The organism is Stenotrophomonas sp. YJH_SMC_133 (assembly GCF_059370655.1).
On record NZ_JCAFTW010000004.1, the window covers coordinates 281,276 to 297,015 of the forward strand.

Consider the following 15,740-nt stretch of genomic DNA (forward strand, 5'->3'; position numbering starts at 1 on the left):
CCGCAGCGGGCGGACCTGACTTGCATGCACACCGTTCCTAAGCTATTGATTCGCCACCGGAGCACTGGAGCCAGGTGCATGCGCCCGACCGCCTTTGCCGCCCTGCTGGGCACCCTGCTGTTGCTGCTGGCGCCGTTGGCTGCCCGCAGTGCGGACTGCGCGCCCGATGCTGGCGCATCGTTGCGGTCGGCGCTGATGACCCCGGGCTTCCTGCAGGCTCATCCTGACCTGCACTGGCGCGAGCTGGGCCTGCAGTCGTGGCGCCAGGGCCGGCCCGATCATGCGCTGGTGCGTTTCAAGCGGGCGGCCGCGCACGCCGACAAGCTGTCGCAGTCGCTGGTCGCGCGCATGTACCAGGAAGGCACGGGTACCGCCCCTGATCCGGTGCTGGCCTACATCTGGATGGACCTGGCCGCCGAACGCGGCTACCGCGACCTGCTGCTGGAGCGCGAGCGCTACTGGAACCGCCTGGATGCCGCGCAGCGGCAACGGGTGCTCGCCGAAGGAACGGCGCTGTATGCGGCCTACGGCGATGCCACGGCCAAGCCGCGCATGGAGGCTGCCATGCGCGTGGACCGCAGCCGCATGACCGGCAGCCGTACCGGCTGGGTCAGCTCGATGCTGCAGGTGGAGCTGTCCGACGGCCCCGAAGCCGGCTGGCCGACCCGCGGCGATGACTATTATCGGGATGCGTACTGGGACCCTGCAGCGTACTGGTGCATGCAGGACCGCATCTGGGAACAGGAGTTCCGCGGCCGCAGCGTCGAGGTCGGCCCACTCAGCCCCGTGGGAGGCGCGGGGCGCTGACGTTCGTATTCCATGGTCATTGCCAGGAGGGCGATCAAGTATGAAAGCGAAGCACGCTCCACGCTTCTGCCTGCTGCTGGGCCTGTCGATGGCCGCTGCCGTGACCGCCAGGGAATGCCCGGTGGAGGCCCCGCGGCAGATCCCGCCTACCGTCCTGACCGGAGGCTTCTTCGATGCCCATCCGGACCTGTTCTGGCGCAGCATCGTGACGCCGGGCAGCATCGTCTACGACAACGACTACTGGCGCGCCGCCGACTACTGGTGCCTGCAGGACAACTACTGGCGCCCCGCGCTGACCCCCAGCGTCGAGATAGGACGGCCGGACGCGGTCCGCGACGACAAGGCGGTGGACGACTAGAATTGGCCGATGGCCAAGCTCTATTTCTACTATTCGGCGATGAACGCCGGCAAGACCACGACCCTGCTGCAGAGCGCGCACAACTACCGCGAACGCGGCATGCGGGTGGCGATCCTGACCCCGCGCCTGGATGATCGTGCCGGCGCCGGCGTGGTGGCCTCGCGTATCGGCCTGCGTGCGGACGGCATGGCCTTCGACCGTGACACCGACCTGCAGCACTGGGTCGAACAGGACCTGGCCGCCAACGGCCCGATGGGCTGCGTGCTGGTGGATGAAGCGCAGTTCCTCACGCGCGCCCAGGTCTGGCAGCTCAGCGAGGTGGTCGACCAGCTGCGCATTCCGGTGCTGTGCTACGGCCTGCGCACCGATTTCCGCGGCGAGCTGTTCGAGGGCAGCCAGTACCTGCTGGCCTGGGCCGACGAGATGCAGGAGATCAAGACCATCTGCCACAGCGGGAAGAAGGCGACGATGACCGTGCGCGTGGACGAGCATGGGCACGCGGTGCAGGACGGCCCGCAGGTGGAGATCGGTGGCAACGACCGCTACGTGTCGGTCAGCCGTGCCGAGTTCAAGAAGATCACCCGCGGTGAAGGGCGGATCGATCCGGCGCAGGCGCCCCTGCCGCTGTAAGGGGTGTTCTTTTGCAGGGCTTGCAGCCCTGCACCCGCGGTAGTGCCGGCCGCTGGCCGGCAACAGCAACAGCAACAGCAACAGCAAGAGCTGACATTGCGTGGGATGGCGGGCCGGTGTGGGTGGGCAGGACACGCCGTAAACCCGTCCCTGGGGGCTCGATGGCGCCATCCATGGCGCCAACGGTCCTGCCCACCCACACCGCCCCACCTCTGACAGATCCCCGCGGCTGTTGGTGGGTGCCGACCGTTGGTCGGCACATCTGTCAGATATCGAAATTCATCTATCGAAATTCATCTGGGATCAGAGCCCGTTGCGCAGCAACGGGTTCCGACCCCGTGCTCCGACAGATCGCGGAGGTCTGTCGAAGGCGGGGCGGGTCCGGTGGCGGGAGTGTCCGCGGCATGGATGCCGCGGCCAAGCCCCCATGGACGGGTTTACGGCGTCTCCCGCCACCGGACCCACCCCGCCTCCCCACAGGAAACCAGCTTCTGCCGTTGCTTCGGCTCTGGCCTCTGCAGGTGCAGGGCTGCAAGCCCTGCAATCCCAAACCACTCAGTACAGCGTGCGCTCCGGCGCACCCGCCGGCGGCGGGGTGTACTGGTACAGCCAGGTCTCGGTCAGGGTCTTGCCGCCACTGCGCAGGAACAGGCGGATGTCGATCTGCTCGGTACTGCCCTCCGGCGGCACCAGGTCGAACATCGCGCGGTAGCCGTTGATCTCGCGCAGCGGACGCGCCGACACGATCTCGACCCGGCCGCGGCTGGCTTCCACCACCGCCTCGACCTCGCCCTTGTCGATCAGCCTGGCCAGCTCGCCACCTTCGAAGTCCACCGCGAAGCGCCAGCTGAAGTACTCGCGCTTCTTGCCGACCACGCCACCCAGGCCGGTGCGGCTGGCCACGCAGTGCGCCAGCGGCGGCCGTGCCGGCGGTTCGGCACCCCAGTACAGGCGGTAGCCGACCAGCAGTTCCTGGCCCGGCTGCGGTTTTTCCTTCGGGTTCCAGAACGCCACGATGTTGTCGAAGGTTTCATCCACGGTGGGGATCTCCACCAGCTGCACCGAGCCCTCGCCCCATTCGCCCTTCGGCTCCACCCACAGGCACGGGCGCTTCTCGTAGAACACGCCGTCGTCCTGGTAATGGTCGAAGTTGCGGTCGCGCTGCAGCAGGCCGAAGCCGCGGGGGTTGCGGTCCACGAACATGTTGAAGCGCAGGTTGCGCGGGTTCAGCAGCGGCCTCCAGATCCATTCGCCGGCACCGGTCCACAGCGACAGGCCGTCGGTGTCGTGGATCTCCGGGCGCCAGTCCCAGGCCATGCGGCGGTCGTTCTCGCCCACCTGGTACATGCTGGTGCACGGGGCGATGCCCAACCGCTCGATCGCCTTGCGCGGGTACAGCGCGCTGTCGATGTCCATCAGCAGCACGTCGCCATTGGTGATCGCGAAGCGATAGGCGCCGGCCACGCTGGGCGAATCCAGCAGGCCGTAGACCACGATCGTGTCCGAATCAGCCGAGGGTTGTTCCAGGTAATAGGCGATGAAGTCCGGGAATTCCTCCGGCTTGCCCATGCCGGTATCGATTGCCAGGCCACGCGCGGACTGGCCGTACTGGCCTTCCTTGCCGACCGCGCGGAAGTAGCTGGCGCCGAGGAAGGCGGCGAAATCGCGATCGGTGTCCTTGCGGGTGTTCAGGCGGAAACCGGCGAAGCCGAGATCGGCCGGCAGCTCGCCGTCCTTGATGCCGCTCTTGCCGTAGTTGAAGGCCGCGCCGTCATAGGCCAGCTCCTGCGCCTTGCCGTCGACCACGTCGAACATGCGCACCGGCGAATGGAAGTACAGGCCCAGGTGGAAGAACTTGGCCTGGAACTTGCCCGGCTGGTCGGCCCACAGCGCATGGTCCTGGCGGTAACCGATCGACTGGTACTGGTCCCAGTCCAGCCCTTCCAGGCGGCCCGGCAGCACCCGCTTGTGGCTCTTGTAGGGCGCCTGTGCCAGCGCGCGCGCCTGGCCCTTCAGGGTGGCGAAGTCGAACGGCTGCGGTTGGCCGAGGCGGCGCAGGCCCATCTGGCCGCTCCTGCTGGCCGCGCACGCGGGCAGGGACGGCAGGCCGAATGCAGCCAGGGCGAGGGAGGCATTGCGGATGAAGTCGCGTCGTTGCATGCAGGCGCGTCAGGCACAGAGGGGAAGGTCGGCCATCATAGGCAGACAAACGTTAACGGGCAGCGGAGACGTGCCCTGCCCGTTCAGCTGCCGCTGGCCACCTGCCTCAGCGCTGGCAGTGGCTGCACCAGACGCTGGCGCGCTGGCCGATGGTGGCGTGCTTCAACGCGCGGCCACAGTTCGGGCAGGGCAGCCCGTCACGGCCGTACACCAGCAGTTCCTGCTCGAAGTAGCCCGGCGCGCCATCGGGGCTGATGAAGTCACGCAGGGTGGTGCCACCACGGGTGATGGCGTAGCCGAGGATCTCCTTCACCGCATCGGCCAGCCGCTGGTAGCGCTCGCGCGAGATCTTCCCGGCCTCGCGCAGCGGGCTGATGCCGGCCTTGAACAGGCTCTCGGCGGCGTAGATGTTGCCCACGCCCACCACCACCGCCTGGTCCATCAGGAAGGTCTTCACCGGCGCGCTGCGGCCACGGCTGCGGGCGAACAGGTAGTCCCCCTCGAAGGCATCGTCCAGCGGCTCCGGGCCCAGCCCCTGCAGCAGCGGGTGGACTTCGCCGGCCGGCTGCCACAGCAGGCTGCCGAAGCGGCGCGGGTCGTTGAAGCGCAGCAGGCGGCCGTTGTCCAGGCTGATATCCACATGGTCGTGCGCGCGCAGCGGGGTGTCGCCGGGCAGCACGCGCAGGCTGCCGGACATGCCCAGGTGCAGCACGGCGCTGCCGATGGCGGTGTCCAGCAGCAGGTACTTGGCGCGACGGCGGATGTCCTCGATGCGCTGCCCCGGCAGCAGCTCGGCCACTTCCGGCGGAATCGGCCAGCGCAGGTCGGCGCGGCGCAGGATCACGCCATGCACGCGGCGGCCCTGCAGGTGCGGCGCCAGGCCGCGGCGGGTGGTTTCGACTTCGGGCAGTTCAGGCATGAACCGATTCTACGCCCGCTCAGCGTGGCGGCGCCGCCAGTTCACGGGCATCCAGGACGCCATCACCGTTGGCATCCTGCTTGTGGAAGCGCTGCACGATCACCTGCCGCTGCTGCTCGCGGCGGATCGCCCTGCCCTTGCCACCGGGCAGCTCCTCGGCGCTCAGCACGCCATCGCCATTGCGGTCCATGCGGTCGAAGGCATACAGCATCCACTGCACGTACTCGGCCTCGCTGACCTTGCCGTCGCCATCGCTGTCCATCCGCTGCAGGTAGCTGGTGGTATCGGTGACCTGGGCCAGCGCCGCACCCGGCAGCAGCACCGCCAGCAGAACGCCGTACCCTGCCCTCACGCGCCCACCAGGCTGTAGCCCTTCAATCGCGCAGCGTAGGCCTGCAGCGCCGCGATTCCGCTTTCCTCAGCCTCGCGGCACCAGGCCTGCAGCTGGTGCAGGCGCTCGGCGGCGTCGTGGCCTCGGGCTTCCAGCAACGCGGCCAATCGCGCGCGGTACTCGACCAGGGTGCGGATGCGCGGGCGCTGTGCCACCCATGCGCTGAGCTGGGCACGACTGTCCGGCTTCAGCCAGCGGCCATCGTTGACCAGGCCACGGCGCAGCCGGCGCGGCAGCAGGCGCCGCAGCTTGGCCCCAGCGTGGGCGGCTTCCTCGCGCAGGGCCGGCATGAACACGTTGCGCTGGTAGTCGGTCATCGCCTGGAAGCGGTGCGAGAGCAGCGCCTTCAGGGTCTCGGCATCGGGCACGGCGATGTTCGGGCGTACGTCCATGGCCGGTGCAACGCGAAGCACCTTGGCCAGGCGCAGCGCCTGCAGCAGGCGGATCGCACTCCAGCCGATGTCGAATTCCCAGCGCCGCATCGCAAAGCGCGCCGAACTGGGGAAGGCATGATGGTTGTTGTGCAGCTCCTCACCACCGATCCAGAACCCCCACGGCGTCAGGTTCGTGGAGGTATCGGCCGATTCGTAGTTGCGGTAGCCCCACCAGTGGCCCAGGCCATTGACCACGCCCGCGGCCCAGAACGGGATCCACGCCATCTGGATCGCCCACAGGGCCACGCCGGGCAGGCCGAACAGCACGCTGTTGATCGCCAGCAGCAGCACCGGGCCCAGCGTGGCGTGCGGGGTATACAGGTGGCGCTCGATCGCATCATCCGGGGTGCCGCGCCCGTACTGCTCGATGTCCGCGCGCATGCCGCGTGCCTCCCGGTACAGCTCCACGCCATGCCAGAACACCGTGCCGATGCCGCGGGTGACCGGGCTGTGCGGGTCGTCCTCGGTCTCCACCTTGGCGTGGTGCTTGCGGTGGATGGCCACCCATTCGCGGGTGATCATCGAGGTGGTCAGCCAGAGCCAGAAACGGAACACGTGGGCCAGCGCCGGGTGGAAATCGACGCCGCGATGGGCCTGGCTGCGGTGCAGGTACAGGGTCACCGAGAAGATGGTGATCTGGGTGAAGACCAGCAGCACGCCCAGCATGGCCCACCAGCCGAGGCCGAGCACACCACCGGTCAACAGGGACATCAGGGCATCGGGCATGGCGGCTCTCCGTATCGACGCGGGGATGGCAGACATCATGGGCGCTTGCGTTGCAAACTGCATCCCTGCGGCGGTGATTGCCACCGTCATCCGTGGCACCGTTCACAGTTGGGGACCTGAGTTGTCGAGCCTTGATCCACGCGCCAGCACCATGACTGCCGCCCCGTCCGTTGCGGAGCTGCCCCCCTTGATCGAACTGGACCGCGCCACCGTGGTGCGCGGCCAGGTGAAGGTGCTGCACGGGCTCAGCCTGCGCATCGCGCAGGGCCAGCACACCGCCCTGCTCGGCCCCAACGGCTGCGGCAAGTCGACCTTCATCAAGCTGATCACCCGCGAACTGTATCCCCTTGCACAGGGAGACGGCTCGGTGGCGGTGAAGGTGCTGGGCCAGAACCGCTGGCAGGTGGACCGGCTGCGTTCGCAGCTGGGCATCGTCACCGGCGACCTCAGCAGCAATCTGGCCGACATGCCCGGGCTGACCGTGGAACAGGCGGTGCTGTCCGGCTTCTTCGCCAGCTACGTGGTGCCGGCCTTCCGCGAAGTGACCGCCGACATGCGCACGCGCGTCGGCGAGACACTGGCGATGACCGGCGCCCTGTCCCTGCGCGAACGCGCCTATGCCGAGCTGTCGGCCGGCGAGACCCGCCGCGTGCTGATCGCCCGCGCGCTGGTCAATCGGCCGCAGGCACTGCTGCTGGACGAACCCTCCACCGGGCTGGACCTGGTCGCCCGCGAGCAGCTGGTGGCGACCATGCGGGTGCTGGCGCAGCAGGGCATCACCCTGGTGCTGGTGACCCACCACATCGAAGAGATCATTCCCGAGATCGAACGCGTGGTGCTGCTGCGCGACGGCCGTGTGCTGGCTGATGGCACCCGCGCCGAACTGCTGCGCAGCGCGCCGCTGTCGGCGGTGTTCGGTGGCCCGATCACCGTGTGCGAGCAGGAAGGCCGGCTGACCGCGTACGCGGGGTGAGGCGGAGCCCTCGGGGGAAACAAGGAGCCTGGAAACCGACAGGCCTGGGAGACCGACTCTACCCCGTCGTGGTGTCATTCCCGTCGTGATGTCATTCCCGCCGTCACGCCATTCCCGTCGCGATGCCATTCCGTCGCCATGCCGGTGCAGCGGGCCGGATGTTCCGGCCCGCCACCGCCTTGCTCAGAACCTCAACGCCAGCGCGCGTGACTCGATCGGTGCCATCCGGCTCTGATCCTGCAGCTGCAGGTCGCGCAGCTCATACGGCGCACCGAAACCGGCCGGCAATGCGGCCTGGTCGAACGGCAGCACCAGCTGGCCACGCCCCGGACCATCGAACCACGCGGCCGCATGCGCCTGCGCGACCGGCTTCAGCTGGCCATCGCGGCCGGTGGCATACAGCGTGCCACGCGCCTCGTAGCGGCCAGCGGCGGCTACCTGCAATGGCAGTGCGACCTGTCGACTGGCCGGGTCCGGCGCCGCCTGGCCACTGAAGCGCGCGGTCGGACGCGCCACCGCGAAGGCGACCTTGCCATCGCGCAACACACCATCGGCCTGGGCGAACACCTGCAGCTCCCACAACCCCTGCGCGTTGCCGACATCAGCCGGAATCCGCACCTGCGCACGCAGGGCACCATCGGTGGTGCGCAGCAGGCGCTGCGGCCAGCTGCGGCCGTCCGGCGCAACCAGCAACGCTTCACCGCCCAGGCTGCTGCGGCGTGAGGCCAGCGTTGCGGGAGTAGCGCCGTCTTCCAGCAGGCGCGCCTGCAGCTGCAGGTTGCCACCGGCCAGCACCTGCCCTTGGTTGGCCTGCACCTCCAGCCGCAGCGGACTGTTCGGCTCCAGTACCTGCACCACGTAGCGGCCCTGTGCCTGCGCGCTCTGCAGCGTGTACGCACCGGCCGCACTGGTCGCGCCGGTACGCAGCATGCTGCTGCCATCACTCACCGGCATACCGGCCTCCTGCAGCGCGCGCGCGTCGACACTGCGGGCCACGCTGCTGCGGCCTGCCGGGTCGCGCACCTGCAGCGAGTTGGCCGGCACTGCACGCGCGCCTTCTGCCGGGCTCAGCTGGATCACCGCATCGGCGGCCGTCAGCGGTAGATCGAGGCCGCGCTGCAGTTGCGTGCCATCGACCTGCTGCCAGTAGCTGCGGCTGACCGAGGCATACGGAGTCGCCGCCTGCAACGATTGCGCCGGGTCCAAGGCCCAGGCGAAGGACAGCGGTGCGCGTTCGCTGTCATCGGCCGGCAACGGCGCGGCAACCAGCGCCGCGGGCACCTGGTCGCCTGCGCGGGCGGCCTGCAGCGGCTGCGCGGCCTGCGCTGCGGAAAGGGACAGTGCTGCCAGCACGGCGCCGGCCAGCAGGGTGGATTGAATCGTCATGGTCGTCTCCCTCACTGGGTCAGGTCGTTGCGCAGCAGGGTGCCGAGGCCGAAGCACTCGCGGCGGCTCTGGTTGTGGCTGAGCGGTTCTGCGCCCTGGGTACGCGCCTTGTCGGTGAACCAGGTGGTGCCGGCGGCCTTCTGGCTGCTGCACTCCAGGAAGCCATCGGAGCAGGACGACAGCCAGTTCTGGGTGAACTCCAGGCCGACGTTGGCGGCATAGCCGCCGCAGTAACTGTTGCTGTCCCACACCGCCGATTCCACGTCGCTACCGACCACCGCGCGGAACGGCTTGGGCAGCGCTGGGCGACCGGCCGTGCCATACAGGTTCTGCGCGTTGTAGGTGGCCATGCTCGCCACCTGCTGCTGGCGCACCGCGTCGTTCTTGTAGCCCAGCAGCCAGCCCAGCGAGGTTTCAAAGGTGTTGCCGTTGAGTACCGCATCGGCCAACGGCGTACCCGCCGAGGAAGGTGCCAGCGCGGTGACCTTGCGCACCGTGCGGATGATCTTCGGATAGCGGCTGTCGTAGGTCGGGTTGGACAGGATCCAGCGCACCACATTGCCGCCGTTGGAATGGGTGATCACCACCAGCTGGGTGATGCCACGGCTGTCGATGAAGCTGGTCAGCTGGTTGGCCAGGCAACCGGCAGCTTCGGGCTTCCACATGTACTGGGTGAAGTCACAGTTGATGACCACGTAGTTGCTGCTGTTCGGCAGGCCCTGGCGCACGGTGTCGATGATCGCCGGCTGCCAGTAGTCCTGGGTGGCGTTGGTCTGCGCGCCGGTGCCATGCACGAAGGCCACGCCGACCACGTCGGCGGCCTGCGCCGGCGCTGTTGCAAGCCCGAGGAGCAGGGCCAGGACGGTACTTCCTGTTGCGGTGCTGCGCATCGCTTCTCTCCCTCTGTCTTCGGATCCCCCCCGACCCGGCTGGAACTGGACGGCCCTGGCGCTTGCCGTTGTGCCGATGCTCGCGGTGCAGCGGCGTGAAAGTCCGTGCGCTGCGCCCGGAATCAGGAGACTGACGTCAAACGATGACGCTTTTCATATCGCGACAATGACCATGCCGGGTCTGGCCGTATGACCGATGGCCACTGCAGTGTCGTATGGGGGCTGCGATCATGGCGCGTTGTTTTCTCTCCCGGAGCCTGTCCATGTCGCTGATTTCCCACCCTGCCCGCCCGCTGCTCGGCCTTGCCGTCGTCGCGGCCCTGGCCGGTTGTGCCGCCACCGCCACCAAGCCGACCGCCGTCGAAGCCAACATCACCACCAAGGCGGTGGGCTATCTGGACAAGAGCGCGGTTCCGGCCAGCCTCGACCTGGTACCGGCACCACCGGTGGCCGGTTCGGCCGCGCTCGCCCTGGACGAGCAGGTCAGCCGTGAAGCCCGCGCGCTGCGTGGCAGCCCGCGCTTCGCCCAGGCCGGTGTCGATGCGGAACTCGGTTTCCCCGAAGGCGCCAACCACTTCTCCTGCGCCGCCGACATCGACGTCGATGCGGTGAAGACCCCGGCGCTGTATCGCCTGCTGGAGCGCAGCCGGATCGACGCCAGTGCGGCGACCAAGGCGGCCAAGAACCACTACCAGCGCCCGCGCCCGTTCATGGTCAATGGTGAACCGACCTGCTCGCCGAAGGACGAGGAAGGCCTGCGCAAGAACGGTTCCTACCCGTCCGGCCACACCTCGATCGGTTGGGCCTGGGCACTGATCCTGTCCGAGATCGCGCCGGACCGCGCCGATGCCATCCAGGCCCGTGGCCGCAACTACGGCGAGAGCCGCCTGGTCTGCAACGTGCACTGGCAGAGCGACATCCTCGAAGGCCGCTTCATGGGCGCCGCCGCGGTGGCCCGCCTGCACGACAACGCTGCATTCAACAAGGACCTGCTGGCCGCACGCAAGGAAATCGCGGCCGCACGCAAGGCCGGCCTGCACTCCAGCCGCGATTGCACTACCGAGAACGCGGTGCTGAAGGTGCGCCCGCAGAGCGCGCTGTAAGCGCGCGCCGGATCACTCGTTGCCGGCCAGCGGCCGGCACTACAATGGGCGTAAGGAAAAAGGGCCGGCATTGCGCCGGCCCTTTTTCATTGCATCAACGCAGCCACCGCATCAGAACTTCGCGGTGAACTCCACGCCCCAGGTACGCGGCTCGTTGAGGAAGCCGGTCAGGTTGTTGAAGTCGATCGCGCCGACCACGCGGGTCTGGTTGGTCAGGTTGCGGCCGAACACGGCCACGTCGTACTGGCCGTAATCCCAGTTGTAGCCCAGGCGCAGGCCGCCTTCCAGCGAACTACGGCCGCGGAATTCCGGCGACTCGTAGATGAAGAAGTTCACCGCACTGCGGTAGGCCCAATCGGTGTAGGCGTACAGCTCGCTGCCATCGCTGAGCGGGAAGCCCACGCGCAGGGTCGCGTTGTGGATCCACTTCGGCGCCTGCGGCAGCGGGTTGCCGTTCACCAGCGCATAGGTCTGGCCGTTGATCACCGTGGTCGGGTCGTTGATGGTGCAGCCACCGCCGCAGATCGCCACCGCCAGATCCTTGTCCTTGATCTCGGTGTCGTTGTAGCTGCTGCCGAAGGTCAGCAGGACGTTGTCGGCCAGGTAGGCTTCCAGGTCCAGTTCCACGCCCTGGCCGATGGTCTTGTCGGCGTTGAGCAGGGTGGCGGTGTTGTTGCTGCCACCCACCGCGATCAGCTGCTGGCCATCGACGTTGTAGCGGAACACGCTCAGGCCCAGGCGCGCGCGGCGCTCGAACAGGTCGGCCTTGATGCCGGCTTCATACGAGAGGACCTTCTCCGAGTCGGCCTGCGACAGGCCCGGCGCGAAGGCTAGGCGGCCCTGGATCGACGGTGCGCGGAAACCCTTGGCCACGCGGGCGTAGGCGTTGATGTCGTCGGTCAGCTTGTAGACGCCGCTGACATCCCAGCTGACGTCGTTGACGTCGGTGTTGGCCAGGTACGGGCCGCTGACCGGGGTGCCGAACGGAACGGCCTGCAGCACGCTGGCGCTGAAGTCCTTCTTGTCCTGGGTGTAGCGCACGCCGGCGCGCAGCTTGAAGCGATCGGTGACATCGAAGTCGCCCGAAGCGAACACCGCCCACGCCTTGTTGCGCTGGTTCTGCACCACGTGGCCGGTCTGTGGATTGCCCGGGGTCAGCGAGTCGTAGTTGAAGTTGTTGATGGTCACGTCTTCATCGAAGTAGAAGACGCCGGCCTGCCAGTCGAAGCGGCCCCACTCGTTGGACTCGATCCGCACTTCCTGCGTCCACTGGCGGTGGTGCGGCAGGCCGTCGGCCGACTCCGACGAGAATGGAATCAGGCCCGGGCCGTAGTTGCCGGCACCGAGGAAGGCCGCACCGTAGCCGCCGTCGATGTCGCCACGGTTGAGCGATTCGGCGGTCTCGTAGCCGGTGATCGAATGCAACGTCACCGAGCCGAGGTTCCACTGCAGGCGCGCGCTGCCGCCCCAGGTTTCCAGGTCGGAGAAGTTGACGCCGTCGTTGGCCACCTTGTCGCGGTCGAAGTTCTCGACCAGCGAATTGCCACCCTTCTGGATGATGTTGGCGCGGAACAGGCGGGCGGTGCCGTTGAGCTTGCGCTTGTGCAGGTTGAACAGCGCTTCGAAGTCGTCGCCTTCGTACAGGAACTGCACGCGGCCGGCGGCTTCGTCATAGCCTTCGAAACCACTGTTGGGGGCACCGGCGCGGGTGTTGTCGACCCAGTCATCGCGGCGCTGGTAGATCGCCGAGACACGTGCCGACCAGCGGTCGGTCAGCGGGCCGCCGTAGGCGCCCTGCACGTTCCAGCTGTTGTAGCTGCCGTAGCCCACGCGCACGTAGCCGTCGGCATCCTGCGACGGTCGCGCCGAATCGAACTTGACCACGCCGGCCGGGGTGTTGCGGCCGAACAGCGTGCCCTGCGGGCCACGCAGCACTTCCACGTTGGCCAGGTCGAACAGCGGGAAGCCCTTCAGCAGCGGGCTTTCCTGCACCACGTCGTCATACACCAGCGACACCGGCTGCGAAGCATTGAGGTCGAAATCGGTGTTGCCCAGGCCGCGGATGTAGAAGCGCGGGAAGGCACGGCCGTAGGACGACTCGATGTTGAGGCTGGGCACGCGCGCGGCCAGGAAGCGGATGTCATCGCCGGCCGAGCCGAGCACATCCAGCTTCTCGCCCTGGATCGCGCTCAGTGCGACCGGTACGTCCTTGGCGTTCTCGACGCGGCGCTGCGCGGTCACCTGCAGGGCATCGAGGGCAACCGGATCCTTGGCGGCGGGGGTTTCCTGAGCGGCTGCTACCAGCGGCAGCAGGGCGGAAAGAGCGGCAACGAGGGGGCGCGCGACCGGAAGGCGGCCACGGGAAGTACGGGTCGGGGACATGGCGGTAGGCTGTGTTTGGAGGGGTGGTAAAACGGCGCTACCAGATAATTGTTGCAATACAGCACCTACGCCGCAAATGCCCGCCGTTCATGGCCCCGTCGCCGGCGCCCCGGGCGCTCGCTAGACTCGGGGTTTCCAACGCGACGGACCCGCCGCCATGACCCAGTGGTACTTCCATGCCTCCGCCCAGGCCGAGCGCATCGGCCCGCTTGATGACGAGGCCGCGCGCCGCTACGCGCAGGCCAATCCGCGCGCGCTGGCCTGGTGCCAGGGCATGAGCGGGTGGACACCGATCGCCGAGGTGGCCGAGCTGCAGGCGGTGGCCCCGGGCATGCCCAACACCCCACCGCCGGTCCCCGTCGGCGCCAGCGGCCGCGCCGACGACATCGAGTTCCGCATCGTCGGCCATGAAATGCAGTTCGTGGAGATCGAGCTCGACCCCGGCGAGAGCGCGATCGCCGAGGCCGGTGCATTGATGTTCAAGGACGCCACGGTACAGATGGACACGGTGTTCGGCGCCGCCAACGGCGACCAGGGCGGCGGCTTCATGGGCAAGGTGATGGCCGCCGGCAAGCGCGTGCTGACCGGCGAGAGCCTGTTCGCCACCGTCTACACGCAGAGCGGGCACGGCAAGGGCAAGGTCGCCTTCGCCGCGCCCTACCCGGGCACGGTGCTGGCGATGAAACTGGACCAGCACGGCGGCCGCCTGATCTGCCAGAAGGACAGCTTCCTGGCCGGTGCGCGCGGCGTGCAGATCGGCGTGCAGTTCCAGCGCAAGATCATGACCGGCCTGTTCGGTGGTGAGGGTTTCATCATGCAGAAGCTGGAAGGCGACGGCTGGGTGTTCATCCACGCCGGCGGCTGCGTGGTGGAACGCGAGCTGGCTGCCGGCGAGCGCCTGGACGTGGATACCGGCTGCGTGGTGGCCTACCACCCGACCGTGGACATGGACGTGCGCCGTGTTGCGGGCATCAAGAGCATGCTGTTCGGCGGCGAGGGCGTGTTCCTGGCCACGCTGACCGGCCCAGGCAAGGTCTGGCTGCAGTCGCTGCCGTTCTCGCGCCTGGCCGGCCGCATGTGGATGGCCGCGCCGCAGGGCGGTGGCCAGAACCGCGGCGAGGGTTCGGTACTGGGCGGCCTGGGCCGGATGCTGGACGGCGACAACCGCTTCTGACCGCCTCCGGTCGTGTCGGCGCTGGCCGGCAACCCCATCGACCTTGGCGCGCATCCCGGTAGTGCCGGCCGCTGGCCGGCAGCCCCATGGACCTTGGCGCGCATCCCGGTAGTGCCGGCCGCTGGCCGGCAACCCCATGGACCTTGGCACGCATCCCGGTAGTGCCGGCCGCTGGCCGGCAACCCCATGGACCTTGGCGCGCATCCCGGTAGTGCCGGCCGCTGGCCGGCAACCCCATGGACCTTGGCGCGCATCCCGGTAGTGCCGGCCGCTGGCAGGCAGCCCCATGGACCTTGGCACTACCTTTATGAATGGGCGATATTTCCCACCCTGCCCGCCCCGCCACGGCTTCGGTATGCTGGCGCCCTTTCCTGAATCCGGCGCCGCGAGCGCACTGCCGATGAGCCTGTTCCGCCCCCGCATGCTGCTGTCCGTCGCCCTGATCGGCCTGCTGGCCGGCTGCGGTGGCGATCCGGTCCGCCCTACGCCGCCGCCGGCGCCGACCGTGGTGCCACAGGCCAAGCCGGTGAAGATCGGCATCGCACTCGGCGGTGGCGCGGCCAAGGGCTTTGCCCACATCGGCGTGATCAAGATGCTGGAGGCCAATGGCTTCGAGCCCGCGGTGGTGTCCGGCACCAGTGCCGGCAGCGTGGTCGGCGCGCTGTACGCCAGCGGCATGGACGCGTTCCAGATGCAGAGCAAGGCGGTGGCGCTGGATGAAGCCAGCATCCGCGACGTGCGGCTGTTCTCCGGTGGCCTGGTGCAGGGCCAGAAGCTGCAGGACTACGTCAACGAACAGGTTGCCAACCGTCCGGCCGAACGCCTGAAGAAGCCGTTCGCCGCCGTCGCCACCCAGCTGGAAACCGGCGAGCGGGCGATCTTCGTGCGCGGCAACGTCGGCCAGGCGGTGCGCGCGTCGAGCAGCATTCCCGGCGTGTTCGAACCGGTGAAGATCGGTGGTCGCAACTACATCGATGGCGGCGTGGTCAGCCCGGTGCCGGTGGATGCCGCGCGCCAGCTCGGCGCCGACTTCGTGATCGCCGTGGACATCTCCAGCAAGGCCAGCGGCAAGGCGCCGACCGACATGCTGGGCATCGTCAACCAGTCCATCTCGATCATGGGCCAGCGCCTGGGCGAACAGGAACTGGCACGCGCCGACATCGTCATCCGGCCGAAGGTGCTGGACATCGGCGCTGCCGATTTCAGCCAGCGCGGCACGGCGATCCTGGAAGGCGAAAAGGCCGCGATGGCTGCAATGCCGCAGATCCGCGCCAGGATCCAGCAGCTGCAGCGTGCGCGTGCTGCGGCCGCTGCACCGGCGCCGGTGGCTGCTCCCAAGTGCGAGGAAGCCTCGCGCCTGGGCAAGCTGATGGGCCGCAAGGACAAGTGCTGAGGGCAACCCGCTCC

General features: G+C 68.2%; 14 protein-coding genes. 7 read left to right on the forward strand and 7 right to left on the reverse strand.

The annotated features are described in order from the left end of the window. The first annotated feature begins 78 nt into the window (after positions 1-78). Genes AC5P78_RS07830 through AC5P78_RS07840 form a run of 3 tightly spaced genes read left to right on the forward strand, consistent with a single transcriptional unit; the run spans position 79 to position 1,795 of the window. Complete coding sequence (locus AC5P78_RS07830; RefSeq protein WP_111193565.1) at positions 79-807, forward strand: SEL1-like repeat protein; 729 nt, start codon at positions 79-81, stop codon at positions 805-807. 40 nt (positions 808-847) lie between these two features. Then, entirely contained in the window at positions 848-1,165 is a 318-nt protein-coding gene (locus tag AC5P78_RS07835; RefSeq protein WP_111174128.1) for a hypothetical protein, read from the forward strand. 9 nt (positions 1,166-1,174) lie between these two features. After that, the gene (locus AC5P78_RS07840; protein WP_033833540.1) at positions 1,175-1,795 is read left to right on the forward strand and encodes a thymidine kinase; all 621 of its coding nucleotides are present in this window, start codon (positions 1,175-1,177) and stop codon (positions 1,793-1,795) included. Between the two features lie 555 nt (positions 1,796-2,350). On the opposite strand, the gene AC5P78_RS07845 is transcribed toward AC5P78_RS07840, so the two are convergent. The 4 genes from AC5P78_RS07845 to AC5P78_RS07860 form a co-directional block, all read right to left on the reverse strand. Beyond that, a complete protein-coding gene (locus AC5P78_RS07845) occupies positions 2,351-3,955 on the reverse strand; it encodes an OpgD/OpgG family glucan biosynthesis protein (protein WP_012478684.1) in 1,605 nt (534 codons plus the stop codon). A gap of 106 nt (positions 3,956-4,061) precedes the next feature. Further along, a complete protein-coding gene (gene mutM / locus AC5P78_RS07850; RefSeq protein ID WP_414498323.1) occupies positions 4,062-4,874 on the reverse strand; it encodes a bifunctional DNA-formamidopyrimidine glycosylase/DNA-(apurinic or apyrimidinic site) lyase in 813 nt (270 codons plus the stop codon). 19 nt (positions 4,875-4,893) lie between these two features. Then, a complete protein-coding gene (locus AC5P78_RS07855; RefSeq protein ID WP_005411812.1) occupies positions 4,894-5,226 on the reverse strand; it encodes an EF-hand domain-containing protein in 333 nt (110 codons plus the stop codon). Further along, positions 5,223-6,425 (reverse strand): DesA family fatty acid desaturase, encoded by a 1,203-nt coding sequence (locus AC5P78_RS07860; protein WP_065183481.1) that lies wholly within the window; start codon positions 6,423-6,425, stop codon positions 5,223-5,225. Before AC5P78_RS07860 ends, AC5P78_RS07855 begins: the two co-directional genes overlap by 4 nt. A gap of 151 nt (positions 6,426-6,576) precedes the next feature. Here AC5P78_RS07860 and AC5P78_RS07865 point away from each other — a divergent pair, with 151 nt between their 5' ends. Beyond that, positions 6,577-7,398, forward strand: a complete 822-nt coding sequence (locus tag AC5P78_RS07865; protein ID WP_012478682.1) for an ABC transporter ATP-binding protein — start codon at positions 6,577-6,579, stop codon at positions 7,396-7,398. Positions 7,399-7,581: 183 nt separating this feature from the next. Here the strand turns inward: AC5P78_RS07865 and AC5P78_RS07870 are convergent, their stop codons facing one another. After that, positions 7,582-8,784, reverse strand: coding sequence for a DUF4785 domain-containing protein (locus AC5P78_RS07870; RefSeq protein ID WP_012478681.1), 1,203 nt, complete (start codon positions 8,782-8,784; stop codon positions 7,582-7,584). Between the two features lie 11 nt (positions 8,785-8,795). Continuing rightward, positions 8,796-9,674, reverse strand: a complete 879-nt coding sequence (locus AC5P78_RS07875) for a lipase family protein (protein WP_005407483.1) — start codon at positions 9,672-9,674, stop codon at positions 8,796-8,798. Between the two features lie 263 nt (positions 9,675-9,937). On the opposite strand from AC5P78_RS07875, the gene AC5P78_RS07880 reads away from it, so the two are divergent. Beyond that, complete coding sequence (locus AC5P78_RS07880) at positions 9,938-10,777, forward strand: acid phosphatase (RefSeq protein ID WP_005411807.1); 840 nt, start codon at positions 9,938-9,940, stop codon at positions 10,775-10,777. A gap of 111 nt (positions 10,778-10,888) precedes the next feature. Here the strand turns inward: AC5P78_RS07880 and AC5P78_RS07885 are convergent, their stop codons facing one another. Then, a complete protein-coding gene (locus AC5P78_RS07885) occupies positions 10,889-13,159 on the reverse strand; it encodes a TonB-dependent receptor (protein WP_012478680.1) in 2,271 nt (756 codons plus the stop codon). Positions 13,160-13,316: 157 nt separating this feature from the next. Here AC5P78_RS07885 and AC5P78_RS07890 point away from each other — a divergent pair, with 157 nt between their 5' ends. Next, on the forward strand, positions 13,317-14,333 hold the full coding sequence (locus AC5P78_RS07890) for a TIGR00266 family protein (protein ID WP_005407480.1): 1,017 nt from the start codon (positions 13,317-13,319) through the stop codon (positions 14,331-14,333). Between the two features lie 400 nt (positions 14,334-14,733). Beyond that, the gene (locus AC5P78_RS07895; RefSeq protein WP_005411784.1) at positions 14,734-15,726 is read left to right on the forward strand and encodes a patatin-like phospholipase family protein; all 993 of its coding nucleotides are present in this window, start codon (positions 14,734-14,736) and stop codon (positions 15,724-15,726) included. The last annotated feature ends 14 nt before the right edge of the window (positions 15,727-15,740 follow it).